This window comes from Streptomyces sp. NPDC093252 (assembly GCF_040683675.1).
Lineage (GTDB): Bacteria > Actinomycetota > Actinomycetes > Streptomycetales > Streptomycetaceae > Streptomyces.
In genome coordinates this window covers 294,565-315,669 of record NZ_JBFBEM010000010.1, presented here as the reverse complement: position 1 = coordinate 315,669, position 21,105 = coordinate 294,565, and the positions used below count along the sequence as shown (strand labels likewise).

Annotated in this window: 17 protein-coding genes and 2 tRNA genes; 10 read left to right on the top strand and 9 right to left on the bottom strand. The window is 71.4% G+C overall.

Annotated elements, in window-relative coordinates:
• Positions 1 to 662: 662 nt before the first annotated feature.
• Positions 663 to 1,463, top strand: coding sequence for a histidinol-phosphatase (gene hisN / locus AB0O01_RS22800; protein WP_365315903.1), 801 nt, complete (start codon positions 663 to 665; stop codon positions 1,461 to 1,463).
• Between the two features lie 208 nt (positions 1,464 to 1,671).
• The gene (locus AB0O01_RS22795) at positions 1,672 to 2,064 is read left to right on the top strand and encodes a CBS domain-containing protein (protein ID WP_365315901.1); all 393 of its coding nucleotides are present in this window, start codon (positions 1,672 to 1,674) and stop codon (positions 2,062 to 2,064) included.
• 150 nt (positions 2,065 to 2,214) lie between these two features.
• Here the strand turns inward: AB0O01_RS22795 and AB0O01_RS22790 are convergent, their stop codons facing one another.
• Positions 2,215 to 3,666, bottom strand: a complete 1,452-nt coding sequence (locus AB0O01_RS22790; protein ID WP_365315900.1) for a catalase — start codon at positions 3,664 to 3,666, stop codon at positions 2,215 to 2,217.
• A 145-nt stretch (positions 3,667 to 3,811) separates the two neighbouring features.
• On the opposite strand from AB0O01_RS22790, the gene AB0O01_RS22785 reads away from it, so the two are divergent.
• Positions 3,812 to 4,228: a Fur family transcriptional regulator gene (locus tag AB0O01_RS22785; RefSeq protein WP_365315898.1), complete on the top strand. Its 417-nt coding sequence runs from the start codon at positions 3,812 to 3,814 to the stop codon at positions 4,226 to 4,228.
• Positions 4,229 to 4,369: 141 nt separating this feature from the next.
• On the opposite strand, the gene AB0O01_RS22780 is transcribed toward AB0O01_RS22785, so the two are convergent.
• Positions 4,370 to 4,443 (bottom strand) — tRNA-Met (locus tag AB0O01_RS22780).
• Positions 4,444 to 4,735: 292 nt separating this feature from the next.
• Here AB0O01_RS22780 and AB0O01_RS22775 point away from each other — a divergent pair.
• From AB0O01_RS22775 to AB0O01_RS22750, 6 genes are all read left to right on the top strand, one after another.
• Positions 4,736 to 5,173 carry a hypothetical protein gene (locus AB0O01_RS22775; RefSeq protein ID WP_365315897.1) on the top strand — a complete coding sequence of 146 codons (438 nt, stop codon included), beginning with the start codon at positions 4,736 to 4,738 and terminating at the stop codon, positions 5,171 to 5,173.
• A 5-nt stretch (positions 5,174 to 5,178) separates the two neighbouring features.
• Positions 5,179 to 6,753, top strand: coding sequence for a HAMP domain-containing sensor histidine kinase (locus AB0O01_RS22770; protein WP_365315896.1), 1,575 nt, complete (start codon positions 5,179 to 5,181; stop codon positions 6,751 to 6,753).
• Positions 6,656 to 7,315: a response regulator transcription factor gene (locus AB0O01_RS22765; protein WP_365315895.1), complete on the top strand. Its 660-nt coding sequence runs from the start codon at positions 6,656 to 6,658 to the stop codon at positions 7,313 to 7,315. The genes AB0O01_RS22770 and AB0O01_RS22765 overlap by 98 nt, the downstream gene beginning before the upstream one ends.
• A 240-nt stretch (positions 7,316 to 7,555) precedes the next feature.
• Entirely contained in the window at positions 7,556 to 8,158 is a 603-nt protein-coding gene (locus tag AB0O01_RS22760; RefSeq protein WP_365315893.1) for a carbonic anhydrase, read from the top strand.
• A 574-nt stretch (positions 8,159 to 8,732) separates the two neighbouring features.
• On the top strand, positions 8,733 to 11,051 hold the full coding sequence (locus tag AB0O01_RS22755) for a SulP family inorganic anion transporter (RefSeq protein ID WP_365315891.1): 2,319 nt from the start codon (positions 8,733 to 8,735) through the stop codon (positions 11,049 to 11,051).
• A gap of 20 nt (positions 11,052 to 11,071) precedes the next feature.
• Complete coding sequence (locus AB0O01_RS22750; RefSeq protein ID WP_365315889.1) at positions 11,072 to 11,236, top strand: hypothetical protein; 165 nt, start codon at positions 11,072 to 11,074, stop codon at positions 11,234 to 11,236.
• Between the two features lie 238 nt (positions 11,237 to 11,474).
• Here the strand turns inward: AB0O01_RS22750 and AB0O01_RS22745 are convergent, their stop codons facing one another.
• The 3 genes from AB0O01_RS22745 to AB0O01_RS22735 form a co-directional block, all read right to left on the bottom strand.
• On the bottom strand, positions 11,475 to 13,319 hold the full coding sequence (locus tag AB0O01_RS22745; protein ID WP_365315887.1) for a sel1 repeat family protein: 1,845 nt from the start codon (positions 13,317 to 13,319) through the stop codon (positions 11,475 to 11,477).
• A gap of 227 nt (positions 13,320 to 13,546) precedes the next feature.
• Positions 13,547 to 13,620: transfer RNA gene (locus tag AB0O01_RS22740), tRNA-Met, on the bottom strand.
• A 79-nt stretch (positions 13,621 to 13,699) separates the two neighbouring features.
• Positions 13,700 to 16,675, bottom strand: a complete 2,976-nt coding sequence (locus AB0O01_RS22735) for a UPF0182 family protein (RefSeq protein ID WP_365315983.1) — start codon at positions 16,673 to 16,675, stop codon at positions 13,700 to 13,702.
• A gap of 167 nt (positions 16,676 to 16,842) precedes the next feature.
• Between AB0O01_RS22735 and AB0O01_RS22730 the strand changes: the two genes are divergently transcribed.
• A complete protein-coding gene (locus AB0O01_RS22730; protein ID WP_365315885.1) occupies positions 16,843 to 17,385 on the top strand; it encodes a PPA1309 family protein in 543 nt (180 codons plus the stop codon).
• Between the two features lie 192 nt (positions 17,386 to 17,577).
• Here the strand turns inward: AB0O01_RS22730 and AB0O01_RS22725 are convergent, their stop codons facing one another.
• From AB0O01_RS22725 to AB0O01_RS22710, 4 genes are all read right to left on the bottom strand, one after another.
• A complete protein-coding gene (locus AB0O01_RS22725; protein WP_365315883.1) occupies positions 17,578 to 18,678 on the bottom strand; it encodes a PDZ domain-containing protein in 1,101 nt (366 codons plus the stop codon).
• A gap of 88 nt (positions 18,679 to 18,766) precedes the next feature.
• Entirely contained in the window at positions 18,767 to 18,955 is a 189-nt protein-coding gene (locus AB0O01_RS22720; protein WP_365315881.1) for a hypothetical protein, read from the bottom strand.
• Positions 18,956 to 19,154: 199 nt separating this feature from the next.
• Positions 19,155 to 19,613 (bottom strand): molybdenum cofactor biosynthesis protein MoaE, encoded by a 459-nt coding sequence (locus AB0O01_RS22715; RefSeq protein ID WP_365315982.1) that lies wholly within the window; start codon positions 19,611 to 19,613, stop codon positions 19,155 to 19,157.
• A gap of 231 nt (positions 19,614 to 19,844) precedes the next feature.
• A complete protein-coding gene (locus AB0O01_RS22710; protein ID WP_365315879.1) occupies positions 19,845 to 20,963 on the bottom strand; it encodes an SDR family oxidoreductase in 1,119 nt (372 codons plus the stop codon).
• Positions 20,964 to 21,105 lie beyond the last annotated feature (142 nt).

Genomic DNA, 21,105 nt, shown 5'->3' with positions numbered 1-21,105 from the left:
CCCCGTCCCTCGGCAGGGGACGCCTGGCCCACCCGGGGCACCCCCCCCTGACACACCCCGCCGCCCCACCCCTCAACAGCACCCCTGACCCATCCCCCAGCGGGAACAGTGACCAGCCCCTGGCGGAACCCGCGCCCCGCCCCCAGCGGGAGCGGCAGCCCACCCCTCCGGAGGGACCCGCAACCCGCCCCGGCAGAACCCCCAACCTGCTCCCGGCGAGAGCCATAACCCGGCCCTCGGCAGGGCGCCTGCCCCGCCCCGGACGCCCTCCTGAGACACCCCGCCGCCCTGGCCCTCGACGTGAGCCGTAACCCGAGCCTCGGCAGGACCCACGACCCATCCCCCAGCAGGACCCGCAACCCGCCCCGGCAGAACCCGCGCCCCGCCCCCGGCGAGAGCCGCAACCCACCCCTCCGCAGGGCCCGCGACCCGTCCCCCCATCCCCGGCAGAACCCGCAACCCACCCTCGGCGGGAGCCGTATCCCCTTCCCCCGGCGGGGGACGCCTGGCCCACCCGGGGCACCCTCCTGACACACCCCCCGACCCATCCCCCGCCAGGAGCCACACCCCACCCCCCGGCGGGACGCCCCCGGCACCCGCGCAACCCGTCCGGAGGGCCCCTCCCGTGGCCCCCTCCCCCCTCCGGCAGATAGCGTGCGCGTATGCCCGACTATCTCGACGATCTCCGGCTCGCCCATGTCCTCGCGGACGCCGCGGACGCGACCACCATGGAACGGTTCAAGGCACTCGACCTCAAGGTGGAGACCAAGCCGGACATGACCCCGGTGAGCGAGGCCGACAAGGCCGCCGAGGAGCTGATCCGCGGTCAGCTCCAGCGCGCCCGGCCCCGGGACGCGGTGCTCGGCGAGGAGTACGGCATCGAGGGGACGGGTCCGCGCCGCTGGGTGATCGACCCGATCGACGGGACCAAGAACTATGTGCGGGGCGTGCCGGTCTGGGCGACGCTGATCTCCCTGATGGAGGTGGCCGAGGGCGGCTACCGTCCCGTCGTGGGGCTGGTCTCGGCTCCGGCGCTGGGCCGGCGCTGGTGGGCGGCGCTGGGTCACGGGGCGTTCACCGGGCGCAGCCTCACCTCCGCAGGCCGGATCCATGTCTCCGGCGTCTCCACGCTCGCGGACGCCTCCTTCGCGTACTCCTCGCTGTCCGGCTGGGAGGAGCAGGGCCGGCTGGCCGGGTTCCTGGACCTGACCCGGCAGGTGTGGCGCACCCGCGCCTACGGTGACTTCTGGCCGTACATGCTGGTGGCCGAGGGCGCCATCGATCTCTGCGCCGAGCCGGAGCTGTCGCTGTGGGACATGGCGGCCAACGCGATCATCGTCACCGAGGCGGGCGGCACCTTCACCGGGCTCGACGGCCGCCCCGGCCCGCACAGCGGCAACGCCGCCGCCTCCAACGGTCCGCTCCACGACGAACTGCTCGGCTACCTCAACAACCGCCGCTGACCTCCCGCGCCCCCGCCGCCACTCCCACCCTTTACGACTCCACGCGCCCCGCGGCGGGCGGTGCGCGCCCCCTTGTTGACTCCCCCTTTGCCTGCGACTCTGAAGGCACCCACCCTTGTGAATTTGTGAAACGATGAACAAATGATCCGCATCAGCACATGAACAGGGACAGGGGCATGAACACGCAGACGAACCGGAGGTGGCTCCCATGCTCGTCCGAGACGCCATGAGCACCGTGGTCCTCACCATCGGCCCCGACCACACACTCCGCCAGGCCGCCGCGCTGATGTCCGCGCGACGGGTCGGCGCGGCGGTGGTCCACGACCCCGACGCCGGCGGGATCGGCATACTCACCGAGCGCGACATCCTCAACTCCGTCGGTCTGGGCCAGAACCCGGACACCGAGCGCGCCCACGCCCACACCACCACCGATGTCGTCTTCGCCGCCCCGGCCTGGACCCTGGAGGAGGCCGCCCACGCGATGTCCCGCGGCGGCTTCCGGCATCTGATCGTGCTGGACCACGGCGGTCCGGCCGGGATCGTCTCGGTCCGCGACATCATCCGCTGCTGGGCCCCGCACCGCCACGGCGTGCCCGCCTGACCGGGCCGCCACCCGGCGGCGCACACAGCAGCGGGCCGGACCCCCGGTCTCCCGGGAACCCGGCCCGCTGCCGCCGCGGCAAGCGGCCCGGCGCGTCCGGGGCGTCCAGCGCGTCCGGCGCACGGGGCGACGACCCGGAGCGGGGTCCCGTCAGCCGCGCAGGGCCTGGACCGCGGCGTCCAGCCGCTTGCCGAAGTCGTCGTCCGCCCGGCGGAAGTTGGCGATGGCGCGCTCGGCGATGTCGTCGCGCGAGACCCCCGCGATCGAGCCCGCCAGATTCGCGATCAGCCGCTCCCGCTCGCCCTCGGACATCAGCCGGTACAGATCACCGGCCTGGACGAAGTCGTCGTCCGCGGCGTGGACGGGCGCCGGGTGCTCGCCGGTGAGGCCGCTGACCGGGGTGGCCGCCCAGAGGGGGCGGCCGGTCTGGTACGGGCCGCCGAAGCTGTTCGGCTCGTAGTTCTTGGCGCCCCTGTGACGGCCGTCGTAGAGGTGGCCGTCCCGGCCGTGGGTGCGCGCCTCGGTGGCGTGCGGCCGGTTCACCGGCAGTTGGTCGGCGTTGATGCCGACCCGGTAGCGATGGGCGTCGCCGTACGCGAACAGCCGGGCCTGGAGCATCTTGTCCGGGGATGGGCCGATGCCCGGGACCAGATGGGCCGGGGAGAACACGCTCTGCTCGACCTCGGCGAAGACGTTCTCCGGATTGCGGTTCAGTTCGAGGCGCCCGATGGTGACCGGCGGATAGTCCGCGTGCGGCCAGACCCGGGTGAGGTCGAACGGGTTGAAGCGGTACGTGGCCGCGTCCGCCGCCGGCATGATCTGCACCTGCACGGTCCAGCTCGGGAACTCCCCGCGCTCGATCGCCTCGCGCAGATCCCGCTGATGGGAGTCGGGGTCCCGCCCGGCGAGCTGCTCGGCCTCCGCGGCGGTGAGGTTCTTGATCCCCTGGTCGGTCTTGAAGTGGTACTTCACCCAGAAGATCTCACCGGCGTCGTTGGTCCACTGATAGGTGTGCGAGCCGTAGCCGTTCATGTGCCGGTACGACGCCGGGATGCCCCGGTCGCCGAACAGCCAGGTCACCTGGTGGGTGGCCTCTGGGCTGAGCCCCCAGAAGTCCCATACGTTGTCCGCCTCCTGGGAGCCGGTGTACGGGTCGCGCTTCTGGGTGTGGATGAAGTCCGGGAACTTGATCCCGTCCTTGATGAAGAAGATCGGGGTGTTGTTGCCGACGAGGTCGTAGTTGCCCTCCTCGGTGTAGAACTTCAGCGCCCAGCCGCGCGGGTCGCGCACCGCGTCCGCCGCTCCCAGGTTCCCCGCCACCGTCGAGACCCGGAGGAACACCTCGGTCTCCTTGCCGACCCCGGAGAGAAAGGCCGCGCGGGTGTACGGGGTGACATCGGCCGTCACGGTGAAGGTGCCGTAGGCACCGGCCCCGCGGGCGTGCACCACCCGCTCCGGGATGCGCTCCCGGTTGAAGTGCGCGAGCTTCTCCAGCAGAAGCTGGTCCTGGATCAGCAGCGGGCCGCCGACACCGGCCGCCTCGCTGTTCTGGTTGTCGGAGACCGGGGCCCCGGCCTCCGTGGTGAGCGGTCCCTGCGTCATATCCGCCTCCGGCTGTGCTTCCGTCACTGTCCTGCCCATGACTCAAATCCGTAATCGATCCTACAATGGACTAAGTCCAAGTCAAGCAGAACTCTAAAGCCACACCTATTCAGGACCTGGGCCCCTTGCTGTTAAGGTGGTCGGCATGAGTGACCTTCTGGAACGGCTGCGCGGACGCGGATGGCGGATGACCGCGCAGCGGCGTGTCGTCGCCGAGGTGCTCGCCGGTGATCATGTCCATCTGACCGCCGACGAGGTGCACGCCCGTGCCGTGGCCAAGTTGCCCGAGATCTCCCGGGCGACGGTCTACAACACCCTCGGCGAACTGGTCTCGCTCGGCGAGATCCTTGAGGTCAGCACCGACAAACGGGCCAAGCGCTACGACCCCAACGCCCATCGGCCGCACCAGCATCTGGTGTGCGCCCGCTGCGGCGCGATCCGGGACGTCCACCCGACCGGCAACCCGCTGGCCGACCTCCCCGACTCGGAGCGCTTCGGCTTCACCATCTCGGATGTCGAGATGACGTACCGCGGGATCTGCCCCAACTGCGCGAGCGCGTAACCCGCGACCAGCAGCACAAAGGCCCCGGCGCCTTCCCGTCCAAGGGAGGCGCCGGGGCCTTCGCCGTACCCATACCTTCGACCTGCCCGTAGAAACACCGAGGGCCGGAACCCTGATCGGGTTCCGGCCCTCGGCCGTGAGTAGCGGGGACAGGATTTGAACCTGCGACCTCTGGGTTATGAGCCCAGCGAGCTACCGAGCTGCTCCACCCCGCGTCGGTGAATGCAACGTTACGTCACCGGGGACCGGCGAGGCAAATCACCGGGCCGACAGGGGCGGCGGAGGCTACCGAGCAGTCGGGTTCGGGCGTCCGTATCTCCTGGCGCACCCGAAGGACCCGAAGGACCCGAAGGATCTCCACGCACACTCCAAGGCACCCCCAAGGCAACCCGAAGGCACCCCCAAAGCGCCGCCAGGCAACAACCACATCCACCCCACCCCTCCCTCAAGAGATGAGAATCCTCTCCTCTTTCAGGCAACTGTTCGATTGGACTGGACAATCACCCCATGAAGAGGCTTCGGAAAGCCAATCTGGCGATCACCGTGGTCGCGGCCCTGGCAGGGGCCGGGATGGTGGTGGGAAAGGCCCTGGTGGACCAGGGCCAGCCGCTGGATCTGGGGCCCTCGATCGAGGTACGGAACCCGAGCGCGGGCCCCACCCCGTCCGCCTCGCGGTCGGCGCCGCCGAAGTCGCCGCACGGGCCCTCGTCCTCCCCCCTGATCCCCACGGCCACCCCCACCGGCACGGCCCCCACCCTGCTGCCCGCCCCGGAATCCCCCACCGCCGCCCCCACGGCCACCGCCTCCACCCGCCCCCCGGGCGGACGGCCCGTCCCCTCGCTCACCCCACCCCGCAGCAGCGAGGACCCCTCCACCGCACCGCCCCCGGCCGACGACGATGACGACGGAGCCGGCGGATCGGACGACGACGGAGGCGGGGACTGATCACCATGCGGCGGCACACCGCCAGCGCGCGATCGAAGATCGTCGGCTGGATGCTGCTCCTCGTGGGTGCGGCACTCGCACTGCCCACCATCGGCATCACCGTGGTGTGGCAGACCCAGCTCGACGACCAGATCGACGCCCAACTGCTGCGCGAGGGCGAGAAACTCCGCCAGTTCGCGGCGAGCAGCGAGCAGCCGGGGACCGGTCCGCGCTATCCGGACGGGGCCTCCCTGCTGACCGCGTTCATGACCATCAATCTGCCCAACCGGGAGGAGACCTTCTTCAGCATCGTCGACGGCCAGGCGGACCGCCGCAGCTCCGCCTCGGCCCCGGCCCGGCTGGACCGCGACCCCGAGGTGGTGGCCCTGCTGTCCGGGCTGCCCGCCGACCGCGCCCGGGTCGGCTGGCTGACCGACGCCTCGGTGGGCCGGGTCCGCTACGGGGTGATCCCGGTCCGGGTGGCCGGCGACCCGCACGACGTCCGGCTGGTGATCCTGGAGTTCCGGGACCGGCAGCTCTCCGAGGAACGGCGGGTCGCCAAGATGCTGCTCGGCACCGGATTCGGCGCGCTGGTGCTGGCGGGCGGGGCGAGCTGGCTGGTGGCGGGGCGGATCCTGGCCCCGGTCCGGCTGGTGCGGCACACCGCCGCCCGGATCAGCGAGTCCGATCTCACCCAGCGCCTCGATGTGCGCGGCGACGACGATGTCGCCGCGCTCGCCCACACCTTCAACCGGATGCTGGACCGGCTGGAGCACGCCTTCACCGCCCAGCGCCGCTTCCTGGACGAGGTCGGGCACGAACTGCGCACCCCCATCACCGTCGTCCGCGGCCATCTGGAACTGCTCGACCCCGGCGGGCCACCGCGCGTCGGCTGGGATGTGGCGGTGCGGGAGCGGGCGGCGACCCGCGCGCTGGTCCTGGACGAACTCGACCGGATGAGCCGGATCGTGGACGATCTGCTGCTGCTCGCCAAGGCCGAACGGCCCGACTTCCTGAACATCGGCGAGACCAACCTCACCGATCTCATCGTGGATGTCGTCGCCAAGGCCCGCGCGCTCGGCGACCGCTACTGGCGGGTGGCGGCGGTCTCCGAGGCCACCGTGCTGGTCGACGGCCAGCGCCTCACCCAGGGCCTGATCCAGCTCGCCGCCAACGCCGTACGGCACACCCTGGACGGCGATCTCATCGAGATGGGGTCGGCGATCCGGGGCGACAAGGTGCTGCTGTGGGTGCGCGACACCGGTCCCGGGGTCGGCCCGATGGACCGGGAGCGGATCTTCGGCCGGTTCGCCCAGGCTGGCCCCGGCGGCGCGGGCGGGGCACCCGACGGCAGCGCGGGCGCGGGGATCGGGCTGGGCCTCGCGATCGTCCGTGAGATCACCGAGGCGCACGGCGGCGTCGCGTGGGTGGAGGACGCGACGACCGGCGGCGCCCTCTTCGTACTGGAACTTCCGGCGTACCACCCCGGCGAGGAAGGACACCATGCACCGGATTCTCATAGCGGAGGACGAGGCGGGAATCGCCTCCTTCGTGGAAAGGGGCTTACGCGGACATGGCTTCACTACCTCCGTAGTGGCTGACGGTCTGTCGGCCTACGAGCAGGCCCGCTCCGGCGACTGCGATCTGATGATCCTGGACCTCGGACTGCCCTCCGTCGACGGACTGACCGTGCTGCGCAAGCTGCGCGAGATGCGGGTGACCCTGCCCGTGGTGATCCTCACCGCCCGCGACAGCGTCTCGGACGTCGTGGCCGGTCTGGAGGGGGGCGCGGACGACTACATCTCCAAGCCCTTCGCCTTCGAGGAACTCCTCGCCCGGGTACGGCTGCGGCTGCGCGCGGAGGGCGGCCCGGAGTCCTCGCTGCTGCGGGCGGGCGATCTGGTGCTCGATCTGCGCACCCGGCGCGTCCATGTCGACGGGCGGGTGGCGGAGCTGTCCGCCCGGGAGTTCGCCCTCGCGGAGGTCTTTCTGCGCAACCCCGACCAGGTCCTGACCCGCGAACAGCTCCTCAGCCGGGTCTGGGGCTTCGACTACGACCCCGGCTCCAACATCGTCGACGTCTACGTCCGCTACGTACGGCGCAAACTCGGCCCCGACCGGGTGGAGACCGTACGGGGGGTGGGGTACCGGCTGCGGGCCTGACCCACCCCCTCCGAACTGGCCATACGTGAGTGTGAGTCAGGTTTGCGGGTGGTCGGCGCCAGGTTCTGACAACGTTGCCATTCCGGTGAGAACTCTCTCACCGTGATCTCACGGGCGACTCATCGCCCGCGCGCATGCTTCCGGGCCAGGACACCGCCCCCAGGTGTCCCTCCCCTACCGGCGGCCCCGGTGGTGTCAGCCCGCGGCTGCCGACTCGCAGATCCGGCCTGGAGCACACTCATGAAGAAACTGCTCGACAACGCACGGACCTTCCACGACCGCATCGCCTCCCAGCGCGAGACCTTCCTGCGGTTCGCCGCCGGACAGAGTCCGAGCATCCTGTTCATCACCTGCTCCGACTCCCGTGTGGTGCCCGCGCTGATCCTGCGCACCGGCCCCGGCGAGGTCTTCGAACTGCGCAACGCCGGCAACATCGTCCCGCCCTACGACCCCGACCGCTTCTCCGGCGAGGCCGCCACCCTGCAATACGCGGTGGACGTTCTCCAGGTCAAGGACATCGTCGTCTGCGGCCACTCGCACTGCGGTGCCATCGGGGCCGTGGCCAGCGGGCAGGACCTCGCGGCGCTGCCCAGCGTGGACCGCTGGGTCTCCTTCGCCCGGCCCGGTCTGGCGCAACTGCTGGACACCCCGCCGCAGGACCCGGCGATGGGCGCGTTCGTCCAGCGTCATGTCGCCACCCAGCTCGACACCCTGCGCGGCTACCCCGAGGTGGCCTCCGCGGTGACGGCCGGACGGCTGCGGCTGCACGGCTGGTACTACCGCGTGGACACCGCCGAGGTCCTCGAACTCGACGACGGTGACGGCGAGTTCCACCTCCACTGAGCCAGGCGCCCAGCCCGGTGAAGCGAGCGGCACCCCGGGCCGGACGCTCCTACCGGATCCGGCCCCCTCCTCTCCCCCCCTCATCCCCACCCCCCACAGACGCATCCGGCCCACCCGCCCGTGCGCCCCGCCCCGCCCGGTTCCTGCCGGTCCGGGGGCGCCGCCGGCACACCTCGCGCGGCCACCGGGACCTCTTGGAACCGGCCCGGCGTGGCGCGGCGCGGCGCGCACGGGCCTCCGGCACCGACCGGCTCAGGTCGGGAACCGACCGGCTTGTGGCGGCTCCCGTCGGCCCCTGCCGGTTCCCGCCGACGCCCGCTGGTCTCCCACCGGCGGTCGGTCTCCGATCGGCGGCCGGTCTCTCACCGGCCCCGCCGGTCTGTCACCGGCCCTGTCGGTCTGTCACCGGCCCTGTCGGTCTCTCACCGGCCCGGCGCCGGATGCGGCGAAAGGATCGAACACTGTGTCAAACGACCGAGTACGTCTCGGCAGTTCCGGAAAGCACGCGCGGCGGAGCACGGGCTCCCGCGGCGGTGGCGGCGGCAGCAGTGCCCCCGCTGCCCCGAGCGAACCCATGAAAGCCTCCATCGGCACCGACCTCGTCGCCTCCGTCGTCGTCTTTCTCGTCGCCCTCCCGCTGTGCATCGGGGTCGCCGCGGCCTCCGGTGTGCCGGTCGCGCTGGGCATCATCTCCGGCATCATCGGCGGGCTCGTGGTGGGCTTCCTGCCCGGCAGCTCACTCCAGGTGAGCGGTCCGGCCGCCGGGCTCGCGGTGCTGGTGCTGGAGTTCGTCACCGAGCACGGCGTGGGCCTCCTGGGCCCGGTGGTGCTGGTCAGCGGGCTGCTCCAGATGGCGCTGGGCGCGCTGCGGGCCGGGCGGATCTTCCAGTCCATCTCCGTCTCGGTGGTGCAGGGCATGCTGGCCGGCATCGGCGTCCCGCTGATCCTCAGCCAGACCTACGCCATGGTCGACTCCAAGCAGTTGGGTACGGCCCTGAAGAACATCGCCGGGCTGCCCGATCTGGCCGCTGCGGTGGCCGGGGACGCCCACAAGGCCGCCGCGCTGGTGCTCGGGCTGATGGCGCTGGTGCTGTGCTTCGCGTGGAAGAAGGTCCCGGAGCCGCTGGGCAAGGTCCCGGCGCCGCTGATCGCGGTGATGCTGGGCTGTGTCATCGGGGCGATGCCGGGCTTCGAGGTCAAGAAGGTGTCGTTCGGCAACATGCTGGACGCCGTCACCTTCGTCACCCCGTCCGCACTCGGCCATCTCCTCGACCCGGCGCTGCTCACGATGATCGTGACCTTCACCGTGATCGCCTCCGCCGAGAGCCTGTTCAGCGCGGCGGCCGTGGACCGGATGCACACCGGCCCCCGGACCAAGTACAACGCCGAGCTGTTCTCCCAGGGCGTCGGCAACACCATCGCCGGGCTGCTCGGGGCGCTGCCGCTGACCGCGGTGATCGTCCGCAGCGCGGCCAATGTCCAGGCGGGCGCCAAGACCAAGATCTCCCGCATTCTGCACGGCGCCTGGCTGCTGGGCTTCGGTCTGCTGCTGCCGGGCCTGCTGGGGCTGATCCCGGTCTCGGTGCTGGCCGGGGTGCTGCTGCACGCGGGCTGGAAGCTGTTCAACCCGCCCGCCTTCAAGCAGATGTGGCAGACCGACCGGGGTGAGGGCATCGTGATGCTGATCACTACCGGCGCGATCGTCGTCGCGAATCTGCTGGAGGGCGTGCTCGCCGGACTGGCCGTGGCGATCGTGCTCGTGGCGCTGCGGATGTCCCGGATGACCATCAAGCGGACGACGACGGACGACACCGGACGCATCGAGCTCAAGGGCAACGCCACGTTCCTGCGGCTGCCGAAGCTCATCGACGCCCTGGGGTCCATCGCCGACAAGCCCCGCGTCCATGTGGACGCCTCGGGTCTCTCCCATCTCGACCTCGCCTGCCGCAGCCAGATCGAGGAGTGGGCCGAGCAGCGCCGCAAGTCGGGCGCGCTGCATGTGGACGTACGGCTGCCGGAGGAACGCGGGAGCGGGACGAAGGGGGCTGGGGAGGAACGGGAGCCCGTGGGTGTGGAGGAGCGGGGGCCTGTGGTCGCGGAGGAGCGGGGGCCCGTGGTCGCGGAGGTCGTCGCGGACACCTTGGAGACCGAGGTGACGGAGGTCAGGGCGACGGTGCGGGCGGGGGCGGAGCGGGGCGGTCGGGGCGGCTTGAGCGGCTTGGACGGCTTGGGCGGCTCGGGCGGTCGCGAGGCGGAGGGGTTGGTGCGGCCGTTCGCCGCTACGGGGGCGGGGGCTGCGCCGCCCGTGCCGGGTGGGGTGGGGTTGGCTGCCGGGGGTCAGGCTGCCGGGGGGCAGGGGCAGGGGCATCCGATGGGGCAGGGGTTCGCCCATGGGCAGCCGGTCCATGCCGGGCAGCCGATGCAGAGTGGGCAGCCGAGCCATACCGGTCAGCCCGCCCATCCTTCCTACCCTTCCCATCCCGTTCACCCCGTCCATCCCGTTCACCTGGGGCATGTCGCTCATCCCGTTCATCCCGGGCAGCCGGTGCACGGGGTGCCGGCGCAGGGGCATCCGGGGCATCAGCACGGTGCGGGGCATGCCGGTCATCCGGGGCACGGTGGGCAGCCGGTGCACGGGGCGCACCCGGGGCACGGCGGGCACCCCGGGCATCTGCCGCACCCCGCCCAGGCCCATCCCGGGCAGGCGCATCCCGGGCAGGCGCACCAGCCCCACCCCGGGCACCCTCACCCCGCGTCCCCGCCCCAGCAGCCCTGGACCGGGCCGACGCCCGACCCCTACGGGCCGTACGCCCAGCCCGGCCAGGGCACCGGGTACTGGGGTCCGGAGGACGAGTGGGCCGCCCAGCAGTACGGCGAGGGGACCCGGCGATGAAACGGCCTCACCTGCTGGACATGAGGGCTGACGATGACGACACCCTGTTTCTGCTGCTGAAGTCACTGCACCGGTTCCTGACCGCGTGCCAGGACGACCCCGAACTCCTCGCCCGTCACCCGGAGATGCACACGACGGTCGAACCGGGGCAGCCGCCACTGCCGCCGCCGGTGCGGATGCGCTAGCCGCGCGAGCGGTGCCCACAGACGGCCGGTCGGCTCCGCCACCGACCGGTTGCCGGCGCCGGGGTCTCCATACCGGGCTCATGGAGACCCCGGCGCCTTCGCGCGTCCGCTGAGGGGGGCGGGGTTGTTGTGGCCGGGCGTGCGGTTCCCCCTGGAGGGGTCCCCGGAGGGGATACCCGGAGCGCCCCTTGGGGGGCGCCCCTTGGGGGGCGTTGGCCTCAAGGGGCGTGTACGCGTGCTACGCGGACAGTTCCTCTCTCAGGGCGTCTCTGAGGCGGGTCGCCCGTTCCGCCACTTCGTGCGGGCCCAGGGTGACCGCGCGGTCCGCCCAGCGCTGCCCCTCGGCCAGTTCGCCGCGGCGGGCGTAGACGAGGGCCAGGCGCAGGGCCGCGCGGCCGTGGCCGGCGTCGGCGGCGCGGGTCCACCACACCGCCGCCTCGGGCTCGCTGCCCTCGCGGGCCAGCAGCAGACCGAGGTTGAAGGCGCCGTTGCGGGAGCCCGCCTCCGCGGCCGTCCGGTACCAGTGGGCGGCCTCGACGACATCGCCGCGCCCGGCGGCGAGCATGCCGACGCGGACCTGGGCGCGGCGGTGGCCCTGGGACGCGGCCCGCTCGTACCACTCCTCGCACTCGGTCTTGTGGTGCGCGGGCTCGCCCAGTTCGTGCGGCGAGACCGGCGGGCGCCGGGCGTCGAGAACGGCGGCCAGCCGGTACGCCCCCTCCGGGCTGCCTCCGCCCGCGGCGCACCGCAGATGCCGTTCGGCCTCCCGCTCGTCGCCCTCGCGCAGCCGGGCGATGCCGACCTGGAGGGCGGCCTCGGTGTGTCCGGCGGACGCCGCCCGCTCGTACCAGCGCAGGGCGTCACGGTCGGCGCCCCGGCCCGCGTAGAGGATCCCGAGGTTGAACGCGGCGTCGACGCTGCCCGCCTCGGCCGCCTTGGAGAACCAGGGCTCTGCGCCGGTGGCGTCCCCGCCCTGGAGCAGCAGGATGGCGAGCGCGTTGGCGGCCTCGCGGTGACCGGCGTAGGCCGCGCGGCGGTACCACTGCTCGGCCTGGGCGGTGCGGCCCTGCTCGGCGCAGAGCAGCGCGAGGTTGTAGCCGCCGTTGATGTCCCCGGCGTCCATCGCGGCCCGGTACCAGCGCTCGGCGGTCTGGGTCTCACCGCGCTCGGCGTGCAGCGCGCCCAGGGCGTTGGCGGCGTTGCCGTCGCCGTCCTGGGCGGCCCTGAGCCACCAGACGGCCGCGTTCTCGCTGTCCCCGGCGTCGCGCAGCAGGAAGCCGAGGGCGCAGGCGGCCCGCGCCTCGCCGTCCTTGGCGGACGTCAGGTACCAGCGCCCGGCCTCCTTCAGCTCGCCGCGCCGCTCCAGGATCGCGCCGAGCTGGAGCGCGGCCCGGCGGTGACCGCGCGCGGCGGCCTGCCGGTACCACTGCTCGGCCTCGGCGGCCCGGGGGCTCCCGGCCCCGTCGTCCGTCCCGGTCGCGGCCTGGTGCACCTGCCGGTCCAGCTCGCGGGCGAGCCGGTACGCGGCCTCCCGGTGGCCCCGTTCGGCGGCGGCCCGCATCCACTGCTCGGCGGTGGGGTCGCCGCGGTGCTCCAGGAGGTCGGCGAGGGCGTAGGCGCCCAGCACATGGCCCTGCTCCGCGGACTGGCGCTGCCAGTACTCGGCGGCGGGTTCGTCGCCGCGCTCCCGGTGATGGCGCCCGAGGGCGTGGGCGGCGGCGGCGGATCCGGCGACGGCGGCGATCCGCCACCAGCCGGCGGCCTCCTCCGCGTAGCCCCGCTGGTGCAGCAGAACGCCGAGGTTGTTGGCGGCGGCCCGGTCACCGGCGGCGGTGGCGGCACGGAGCTGGGGTTCGGCGCCGTCGAGGTCGCCGCGGCGCAGCAGCATGGCGCCGAGGACGCTCATGGCCTCGACCTCTCCGGCCTCGGCGGCGGCCCGGGTGCGTGCCTCTTCGGCAGCCTGTCCCGTATCGTCCCGGTCGGCCCCGATCCCGTTCTGACCGGAGCCGATCACTTCCCGATGGGAAGGCTGCACAAAACGCCCTGTATCCAACAGAGTTGCCTTGTCCCCCATAACGTCCATCGTCGCACCACCAACAACCTGGATACACCTGGTATATCGCAGCCAGCGAGGTCACTTCAGCGTTTTGTCGACATGCCCACAGAGAGACAAGTCAAACACAGCTCCCCCAACTCTCCACGGCGGCACGGCGACCCGATCTCCGGTAGATGCGTTCGCCCAGCGCAAAGGGCCCGGATCCTTGAAGGATCCGGGCCCTTGCCGTCGTACGTCCTGGACGTCGACTTCAGTAGCGGGGACAGGATTTGAACCTGCGACCTCTGGGTTATGAGCCCAGCGAGCTACCGAGCTGCTCCACCCCGCGCCGTTGTGTGCAAACCGTACCACGGCGCGGGAGGAGCGATTCGATCAAGCCCCCGGCTGTCCGGTCAGGCCGAGTCCGGTCAGGCTGAGTCCGGACTGGCCGTGGGACTGGGGCTGGAACCGGGACTGGGACTGGAGTTGCCCGACGGGGTGGCGCTCGGGCTGGGGCTCGCGTCGCCGCCGCCCGAACCGCTCGGCTGCGCCTGTGCGTCCTCGGCCCGCTGAAGGGCGTCCTCCAGCTCCTGCTGCGCCCGGCCGTACGCCTCCCAGTCACCGTTCTTGAGGGCCTCCTGACCCTCGTCGAACGCCTTCTGGGCGTCGTCCAGCGCCTGTTGCACCGTCGGGTTGTCGGAGGTCGGCGGCGGTGGCTGCTCGGTGCCGCCCTCGTCCGGTGGTGGCTGCGGGGCCGTTCCCTCGGCACCGAACACCTTGTTCAGCGCTTCATCGAGGGTGTCCTCGAAGGCGGTGTTGCCGCCGTAGGAGACCAGCACCTTGCGCAGCAGCGGGTACTTGAGCCCGCCACCGCGGACGTAGACCGGTTCGACATAGAGCAGTCCGCCGTCCAGGGGCACGGTCAGCAGGTTGCCGTACTCGACTTCCGAGTCACCACCTCTGAGGAGCCTGATCGACTCGGCGATGTCCTGTTCGGAGTTGAACTGGGACTGCACCTGTTTGGGGCCGTCGACGGTGGTACTGGTCGGCAGTTTCAGAATTCTGATCTTGCCGTAGTCATCGGTCCCGGCTTCCGCGTCGACCGCCATGAACGCGCTGAGATTGTCCCGCCCGTTGGGGGTGAACGTCGTCGTCAGCGAGAACGCCTGCTGCTGCTGGTCCGGCATCCTCATGCTGAGGTAGTACGGCGGCACCGCGTTGCCCGACTTGTTGGTCGGGTCGTCCGGCACCTGCCACACCTCGCTGCCGCTGAGGAAGGTGTTCGCGTCCTTGACGTGGTAGCGGGTCAGCAGCTCGCGCTGCACCTTGAACAGGTCCTGCGGGTAGCGCAGGTGATCCATCAGGTCCTTGCTGATCTCCGCGCGCGGCTCGACCGTGCCCGGGAACGCCTTCATCCAGGTCTTGAGGACCGGGTCCTGGGTGTCCCACTCGTAGAGCTTGACCTCGCCGGTGTACGCGTCGACGGTCGCCTTCACCGAGTTGCGGATGTAGTTGACCTGGTTCTGCTGGGCCACCACCGCGCGGGAGTTGTTCGTCGCCGTCAGCGAGTCCGCGGTGGTGTCACCGAGGGTGGTGCGGGAGGCGTACGGATAGCCGTTGGTGGTGGTGTACGCGTCGACGATCCACTGGATCCGGCCGTTCACGACCGCCGGGTAGGCGTCACCGTCGATGGTCAGCCAGGGCGCGACGGCCTCGACGCGGTCCTTGGGCGTGCGGTTGTAGAGCACCCGCGAACCGTCGCCGATCGCTCCGGAGTAGAGGATCTGCGGCTCGCTGAACGCCACCGCGTACGCGGCCCGGTTGACCGGGTTGGAGAGGCTGACCCCGCTGTCGCCCTGATAGCTGTAGGTCTTCTCACCGCTGTCGTCGGAGTAGTCGATCTCCTTCTGGGGACCGCCGACGATCGAGTACTCGGTGGTCTTCTCGCCGTAGTAGATCCGCTGCTCGTACTCGCCCAGCTTGCCCTGGGAGGGCAGGTCGGACTCGGTGAAGACCGGGCGGCCCTCGGAGTCGGCGGTGGTGCCCTCGGCGGCGACTACACCGTAGCCGTGGGTGTAGCGGAAGTGGGTGTTGATCCAGTTCTGCTTGTCCACGCCCGCGAGGTTCAGCTCGCGCAGACCGATGACCGTGTCCTGCTCCTGGCCGTTCTCGCTGTAGCGGTCCACGTCCAGGTTGGTCGGGAAGGCGTAGTACTGGCGCATCTGCTGGAGCTGCTGGAACGTCGGCGAGACGATGTTCGGGTCCATGATCCGGATGCTGGCCGTGGCGTCCACGTCGTCCCGCAGCGAGGCGAGGTCCTCGGTGTCGCTCTTGCCGTCGTAATCCGTGACCTGGGCGTCCGCGATGTCGTACGCGTCCCGGGTCGCCTGGAGGTTCTTGGCGACGTACGGGGCTTCCTTGGCCTGCTCATTGGGCTGGACCTGGAACTTCTGCACGATCGCCGGGTAGAGCCCGCCGATCAGGATCGCCGACAGCACCAGCAGACCGAAGCCGATGACGGGCAACTGCCAGGTGCGCCGCCACAGGGTGGCGAAGAACAGCAGCGCGCAGATGATGGCGATGCAGAAGAGGATCGTCTTGGCCGGCAGATACGCGTTCGCGTCCACGTAGCGCAGACCGGTCCAGTTGTCCGTCGCCTTGAAGTCGCTGGACTTCACGGCCAGGCCGTACCGGTCCAGCCAGTAGGCGACGGCCTTCAGGGAGACGAAGAGGCCGATCAGCACCGAGAGGTGCCCGGTGGCGGCGGCCGTGGCGCGCGCGCCGGGGCTGGTGACCCGCAGACCGCCGTAGAGGTAGTGGGTCAGGGCGGCGGCGATGACCGAGAGGATCGTGGCCGCGAAGCCGAAGCCCAGCAGGAAGCGGTACCAGGGCAGGTCGAACGCGTAGAACGACACATCCAGGTTGAACTGCGGGTCCTTCTGCCCGAAGGGCACGCCGTTGACCCACATCAGCCAGGTGCGCCACTGCCCGGAGGCGGAGGCGCCGGCGATCAGGCCGACCAGCGCGGTGATCCCGAGCAGCAGCCACTTCTTGTAGGGCGCGATGCCCATGCGGTACCGGTCGAGGTTCTGCTGCTCCATCGACATCGCGCTCAGCGGCGGGCGCAGCCGGTGGGCGAGCCAGATGTTGAAGCCCACCGCCAGGGCCATCAGCAGGCCGAAGACGAGGAAGAGGCCGATCTTGGTCCACAGGGTGGTGGTGAAGACCGACGAGTAGTTGACCGACCGGTACCAGAGCCAGTCCGTCCAGAACCCCGCGAACATGGTGAACGCCATGCCGAGAACGGCAAGCACGCCCAGTGTCATGAGCAGGGTCCGGACCCGCCGGGACGGTCGGCCCACTCTGATCCGTGGCCCCGTCGGGCCTCCGCCGCGGTCCGGCATCTGGAAAGCCAAGGTCTGCACCTCGAAGGTTCGCTGGTGATCTGTCCGGTCCGTCCCGTTTTCGGACCGTCGTGAAGGGCCCAGTGATCCTAGGCCCTCACCTATGCAACTTACTCACGCTTTACTCGGTTCCCGATTTCGGGGAAGAACGAGGCAGGATTGTGACCATGTCCAACACCCCCATGGCGGCGAGCCCGCTCACCCGGGCCGTTCTGGAGATCGACGAGTACGTCTCCGGTCTCGGCTGGGATCAGCCCGCCCGCCTCTTCGCCCTCGTCGACACCGCCCGGCTCCGGGCTCAGGAACCCTCCCTGGCCGCCCAGCTCGGTCTCGGCGCGGAGCAGGAGACCTCCGGCCTCACACCGATCGAGCAGGACGAGATGGGAACGGACAGGCCCCTCGACGAGTTCCTGGCCACCATCGCCTGGCCGGACGCGGTGACCGGATGCGCCCTGAGCGTGGAGCGGCTGATGCTGCCGCCGTCCGCGGAGGCCCAGGTTCCGCAGGATCTGGACGAGGCCGCGCTGGCGAAGTGGGTGGCGGCCCACCCCGGCCGCCAGGAGGTCCGGATGACGGTCGCGGTGCTGCGGGACGGCACCCGCGAGTCCGCGCTGCGGCTGCGCGCCAAGGACACCCCGACGGAGGTCGTCACCGGTTCGGAACTGGTGCCGGGGCTGGCGGAGGCGCTGACGGCGACGTTCGCGGACTGAAATCGAGGGGTGTCCGGGTTCCCGCTCCGCGGGGACCGGTCGGCTCTTGGTGGGTGTGGGGGTGTCCCCGTTGCGGGGACCGGTCGGCCTTGTCCGGCGCGCGGGTGAGCAGGCCGGCGGTGTCGCTCTTGCGGGACGCGGGTCAGTCCCTGGCCGGCGCGGGAGTCCGCGGTGTCGCCGTCACCGGGCCGGTCAGCCCTTGGCCGCCGTGCAGGTCGGCAGATCGGCCGTGTCGCCGTCGCGGATGTCCTTGAGGGCGCCCAGCGCGTCGTCCATGGTGGCCACCTTGATGAGGGTGAGCCCGTCGGGCGTGTCCTTGGCGGCGGCCTCGCAGTTGTCGGCCGGGGTCAGGAAGTACTCGGCGCCCTTGTCGCGCGCGCCGACCGTCTTCATCTCGATGCCGCCGATCGGACCGACCTTGCCCTCGTCGTCGATCGTCCCGGTCCCGGCGACGAACGAGCCCCCGGTGAGGCTGCCCGGGGTCAGCTTGTCGTAGATGCCGAGGGCGAACATCAGTCCGGCGCTGGGGCCGCCCACATCGGCGAGCTTGATGTCGATGCTGAACGGGAAGGTGTGGTCGGTCCCGGCGGAGATGCCGACGATGGCGCGCTTCTCGCCGGTGTCGTCGGAGGCGGCCGTGGTGAGGGTGATCTCCTCGGTCTTCTCCGGCTGCCGGTTCTCCTTCTCGGCGGCGGCCTGCTCTGCGGCGGGCACGATGGTGAAGACGACGTCCTCGCCCGGCGTGTGCTCGGTCACCAGCTCGGCGACATCGGCCGGCGCCTTGACCTCCGTACCGTCCACCGCCTTGATCACATCGCCCGCGTGCAGCACGCCCTCGGCCGGGGAGTCCTTGACGACGGTGGAGACGATCACCCAGGACTGCACCGGGATGTCCAGCTCCTCCAGGGCGACGACCTTGGCGCTCTCCTGGGACTGGCTGAACTCCTCGGCGTTCTCCTGGGTGGACTGCTCCTCGGTCTGGCCGTCCGGGTAGAGCGTGTCGTGCGGCACGACCTTGTTGTCGTGGGCGAGCCAGCCGTAGACCGCCTCGACGAGGTTCATCCGGTAGTCGGCGCTGGTGACCCGGACCGTGGTCATGTTCAGGTGCCCGTCCGTGGGATAGGTCTCACGCCCGGAGATCTGGAGCACCGGCTCCCCGTCGTGGTCCCCCAGCGTGTTCACCGTCGGCCCCGGGGACATCTCCGAGTACGGCACCTTGATGAGCACCCCTGCGCACAGCAGCGCGATCAGCATCAGGGTGGACGCGAGCATCGTCACGGTACGGCGTGGCATGGTCCGACAGTACGGGACGGTTCTGTCAGCGCACCGTCAGGGCGTCCGGTCGGGGCGGGACACGGCACGGTCGGGCACGGGGGGCCGCTCAGGAGCCCGAGCGGGAGTCCTCCGGCGCCGGGGTGCTGGACCTCTCCATCGCCGCCCGGAATCTGGCGTACCCGTCCAGCTCGGGGCCGTCACCGCGGGCCTTGCGGGTGCGGTTGGCCCAACTTCCCCACAGCCCGGCGGCAATCGCGGCCACCAGCGGAATCAGCAACCAGGCGAGCGCCGCCATGCCGACCTCCCAACCCCGGATGCGCCGGCGGCCGACGGAACGTCCGCAACCGACTGAAACTGACTGATCAGCAGATTAACCATCCGCACTGACAACGCTCACGGCAGGGGTGCGGTTACGCAAGCGGAGGGGGTGCAAGGGGGTCGGCGGGCCCCGGGGGCGGGGCGGGGGTCGGCGGGCCCCGGGGGGCGGGGTGGGGTCAGCAGGCTCCGACCCACTCCTCGGTGCCGTCGGAGAACGTCTGGTGCTTCCAGATGGGCACCTCGTGCTTGAGGGTGTCGATCAGCATCCGGCAGGCGTCGAACGCCTCGCCCCGGTGCGGACAGGCGACGGCCACGACGACGGCGATGTCACCGACCTTCAGGTCCCCGACGCGGTGGACGGCCGCCAGCGCGCGGACCGGGTACTCGGCGGCGACCTTCTCGGCGATCCGCCGCAGCTCCGCCTCCGCGGAAGGGTGGCAGGAGTAGCCGAGCCCGTCGACATCGGAGCCGCCGTCGTGATTGCGCACGGTCCCCACGAAGAGGGCGATACCACCGGCCGCGCCGTCCCCCACGGCGGCGAACACCTCGTCGACGGAGAGCGGGGTCTCCCGGACACCGATCAGCCGGACGGGCTCGTCACCGGCCCGCTCGCCCGGGTGATCGGGGTGAGCGATGCGGGGGGTGCGAGGGGTCTGACCGGTGTGATCAGTGTGATCGGTGTGGTCGCGGGGAGCTGCCATGCCCCCATCGTGCCCGACGCTCCCGAACGGCGGAATACCGTTTCCGTTCTCCCGCGCCCCTGCGCGCGGCCGAACGACACGCCGGGACACGCGCGGGATGCACCGCGCAAGGGGGCCCGCCCCGTATCCCGCGCGCGGGGTACGCCGTACACGGGTTCCCCGCCCTCAGATCCGCCGCCGCGCCTTCCGTGCCCGCCGTACCACCGCCGCCGCCCCCAGCAGCGCCACCGTCGCTCCGGCGGCCCCCGCCGCCGTCGCGTCCTTGCGCCCCAGGCGGCGCCCGGCCACCGTGTGCCGCCCGGCGACCTCCTCCAGCAGCTCGGCCAGCACCTCCTCGTTGGTCCACTGCGGACGCCACCCCGCGTCGTGCAGCCGGCTGCCGCTCACCACCCAGGGGTACATCGTGTACGCGAGGTCACCGGCGGGGGACGGCGTCAGGCCGATCCGGTGCAGCCGGGCCGCAGCACCCAGCGCGACCGCCGAGGGCAGCTCCATGCGCCGGATGCCGCTCAGCTCCTCGACCTCCTCCTGCTCCAGCCAGCCGTCGCACCCGACGACCAGTTCCCCCTCCACCTTCTCCAGCACCGCGTACTCCAGCGCCCCGCACAGGTCCTCGACATGGCAGAACTGCCACGCGGGCCGCGACCCGGCCACCACCAGCAGCCGGGGGGACTCGAAGTACCGGGTCAGCGCGGTGTCCGTGCCACCGACCAGCACGGCGGGCCGGACGACGGTCACATTGAGGCCGGGATGGGCCCGCGGGGCGCGCCGGGCGAGCCGCTCGATCTCCAGCAGGTCGCCGACGCCGGTCGCCTCCGCGGTGGCCCGCAGCTCGGCGTCCTCCGAGAGGGGCAGCTCATTGTCCGGCAGGGCCCCGTAGACCATCGCCGAGGTGCACAGCACCACGCGGTGCACCCCGGCCGCCGCGGCGGCGGTCAGTACCGTCTGGGTGCCGCGTACGTTGTACGCGGTACGGGCGGCGGAATCCGTCTCCAGGTCCAGGTCGAGCGCCAAGTGCACGACCACGTCGGCGCCGCGGAGCTTGTCGGCGATGGCCGGATCCCGAACGTCCAGGATGTGCCAGCGCGCGTCCGCGCACTCGCCGCGGCGCTCGTCGATGGCGATGACCTGCTTGACCTCCCCGGACGCGGCGAGCCGCTCGGTGAGCATCGCGCCCACACCGGTCGCCGCGCCGGTGACCGCGACGACGGGCCCGGTCGAGGGGGCGGGCGAGGGGGTTGAGTGGTTTCGCGGTGCGCGAACCTGCGGATCTGGGGAACTCACCGGGCGTCTCCAGCGGTTGTCTACGTACGTAGCGCGAGTGACGCGTACGTACCAGGTGGCATCCATCCTGCCGCAGCGCTGCTGCGGGCGAAGCACCGAGGCCCTATCCGTCCGGGGTGTCTAGGCTGGGTGGTGTTGTCGG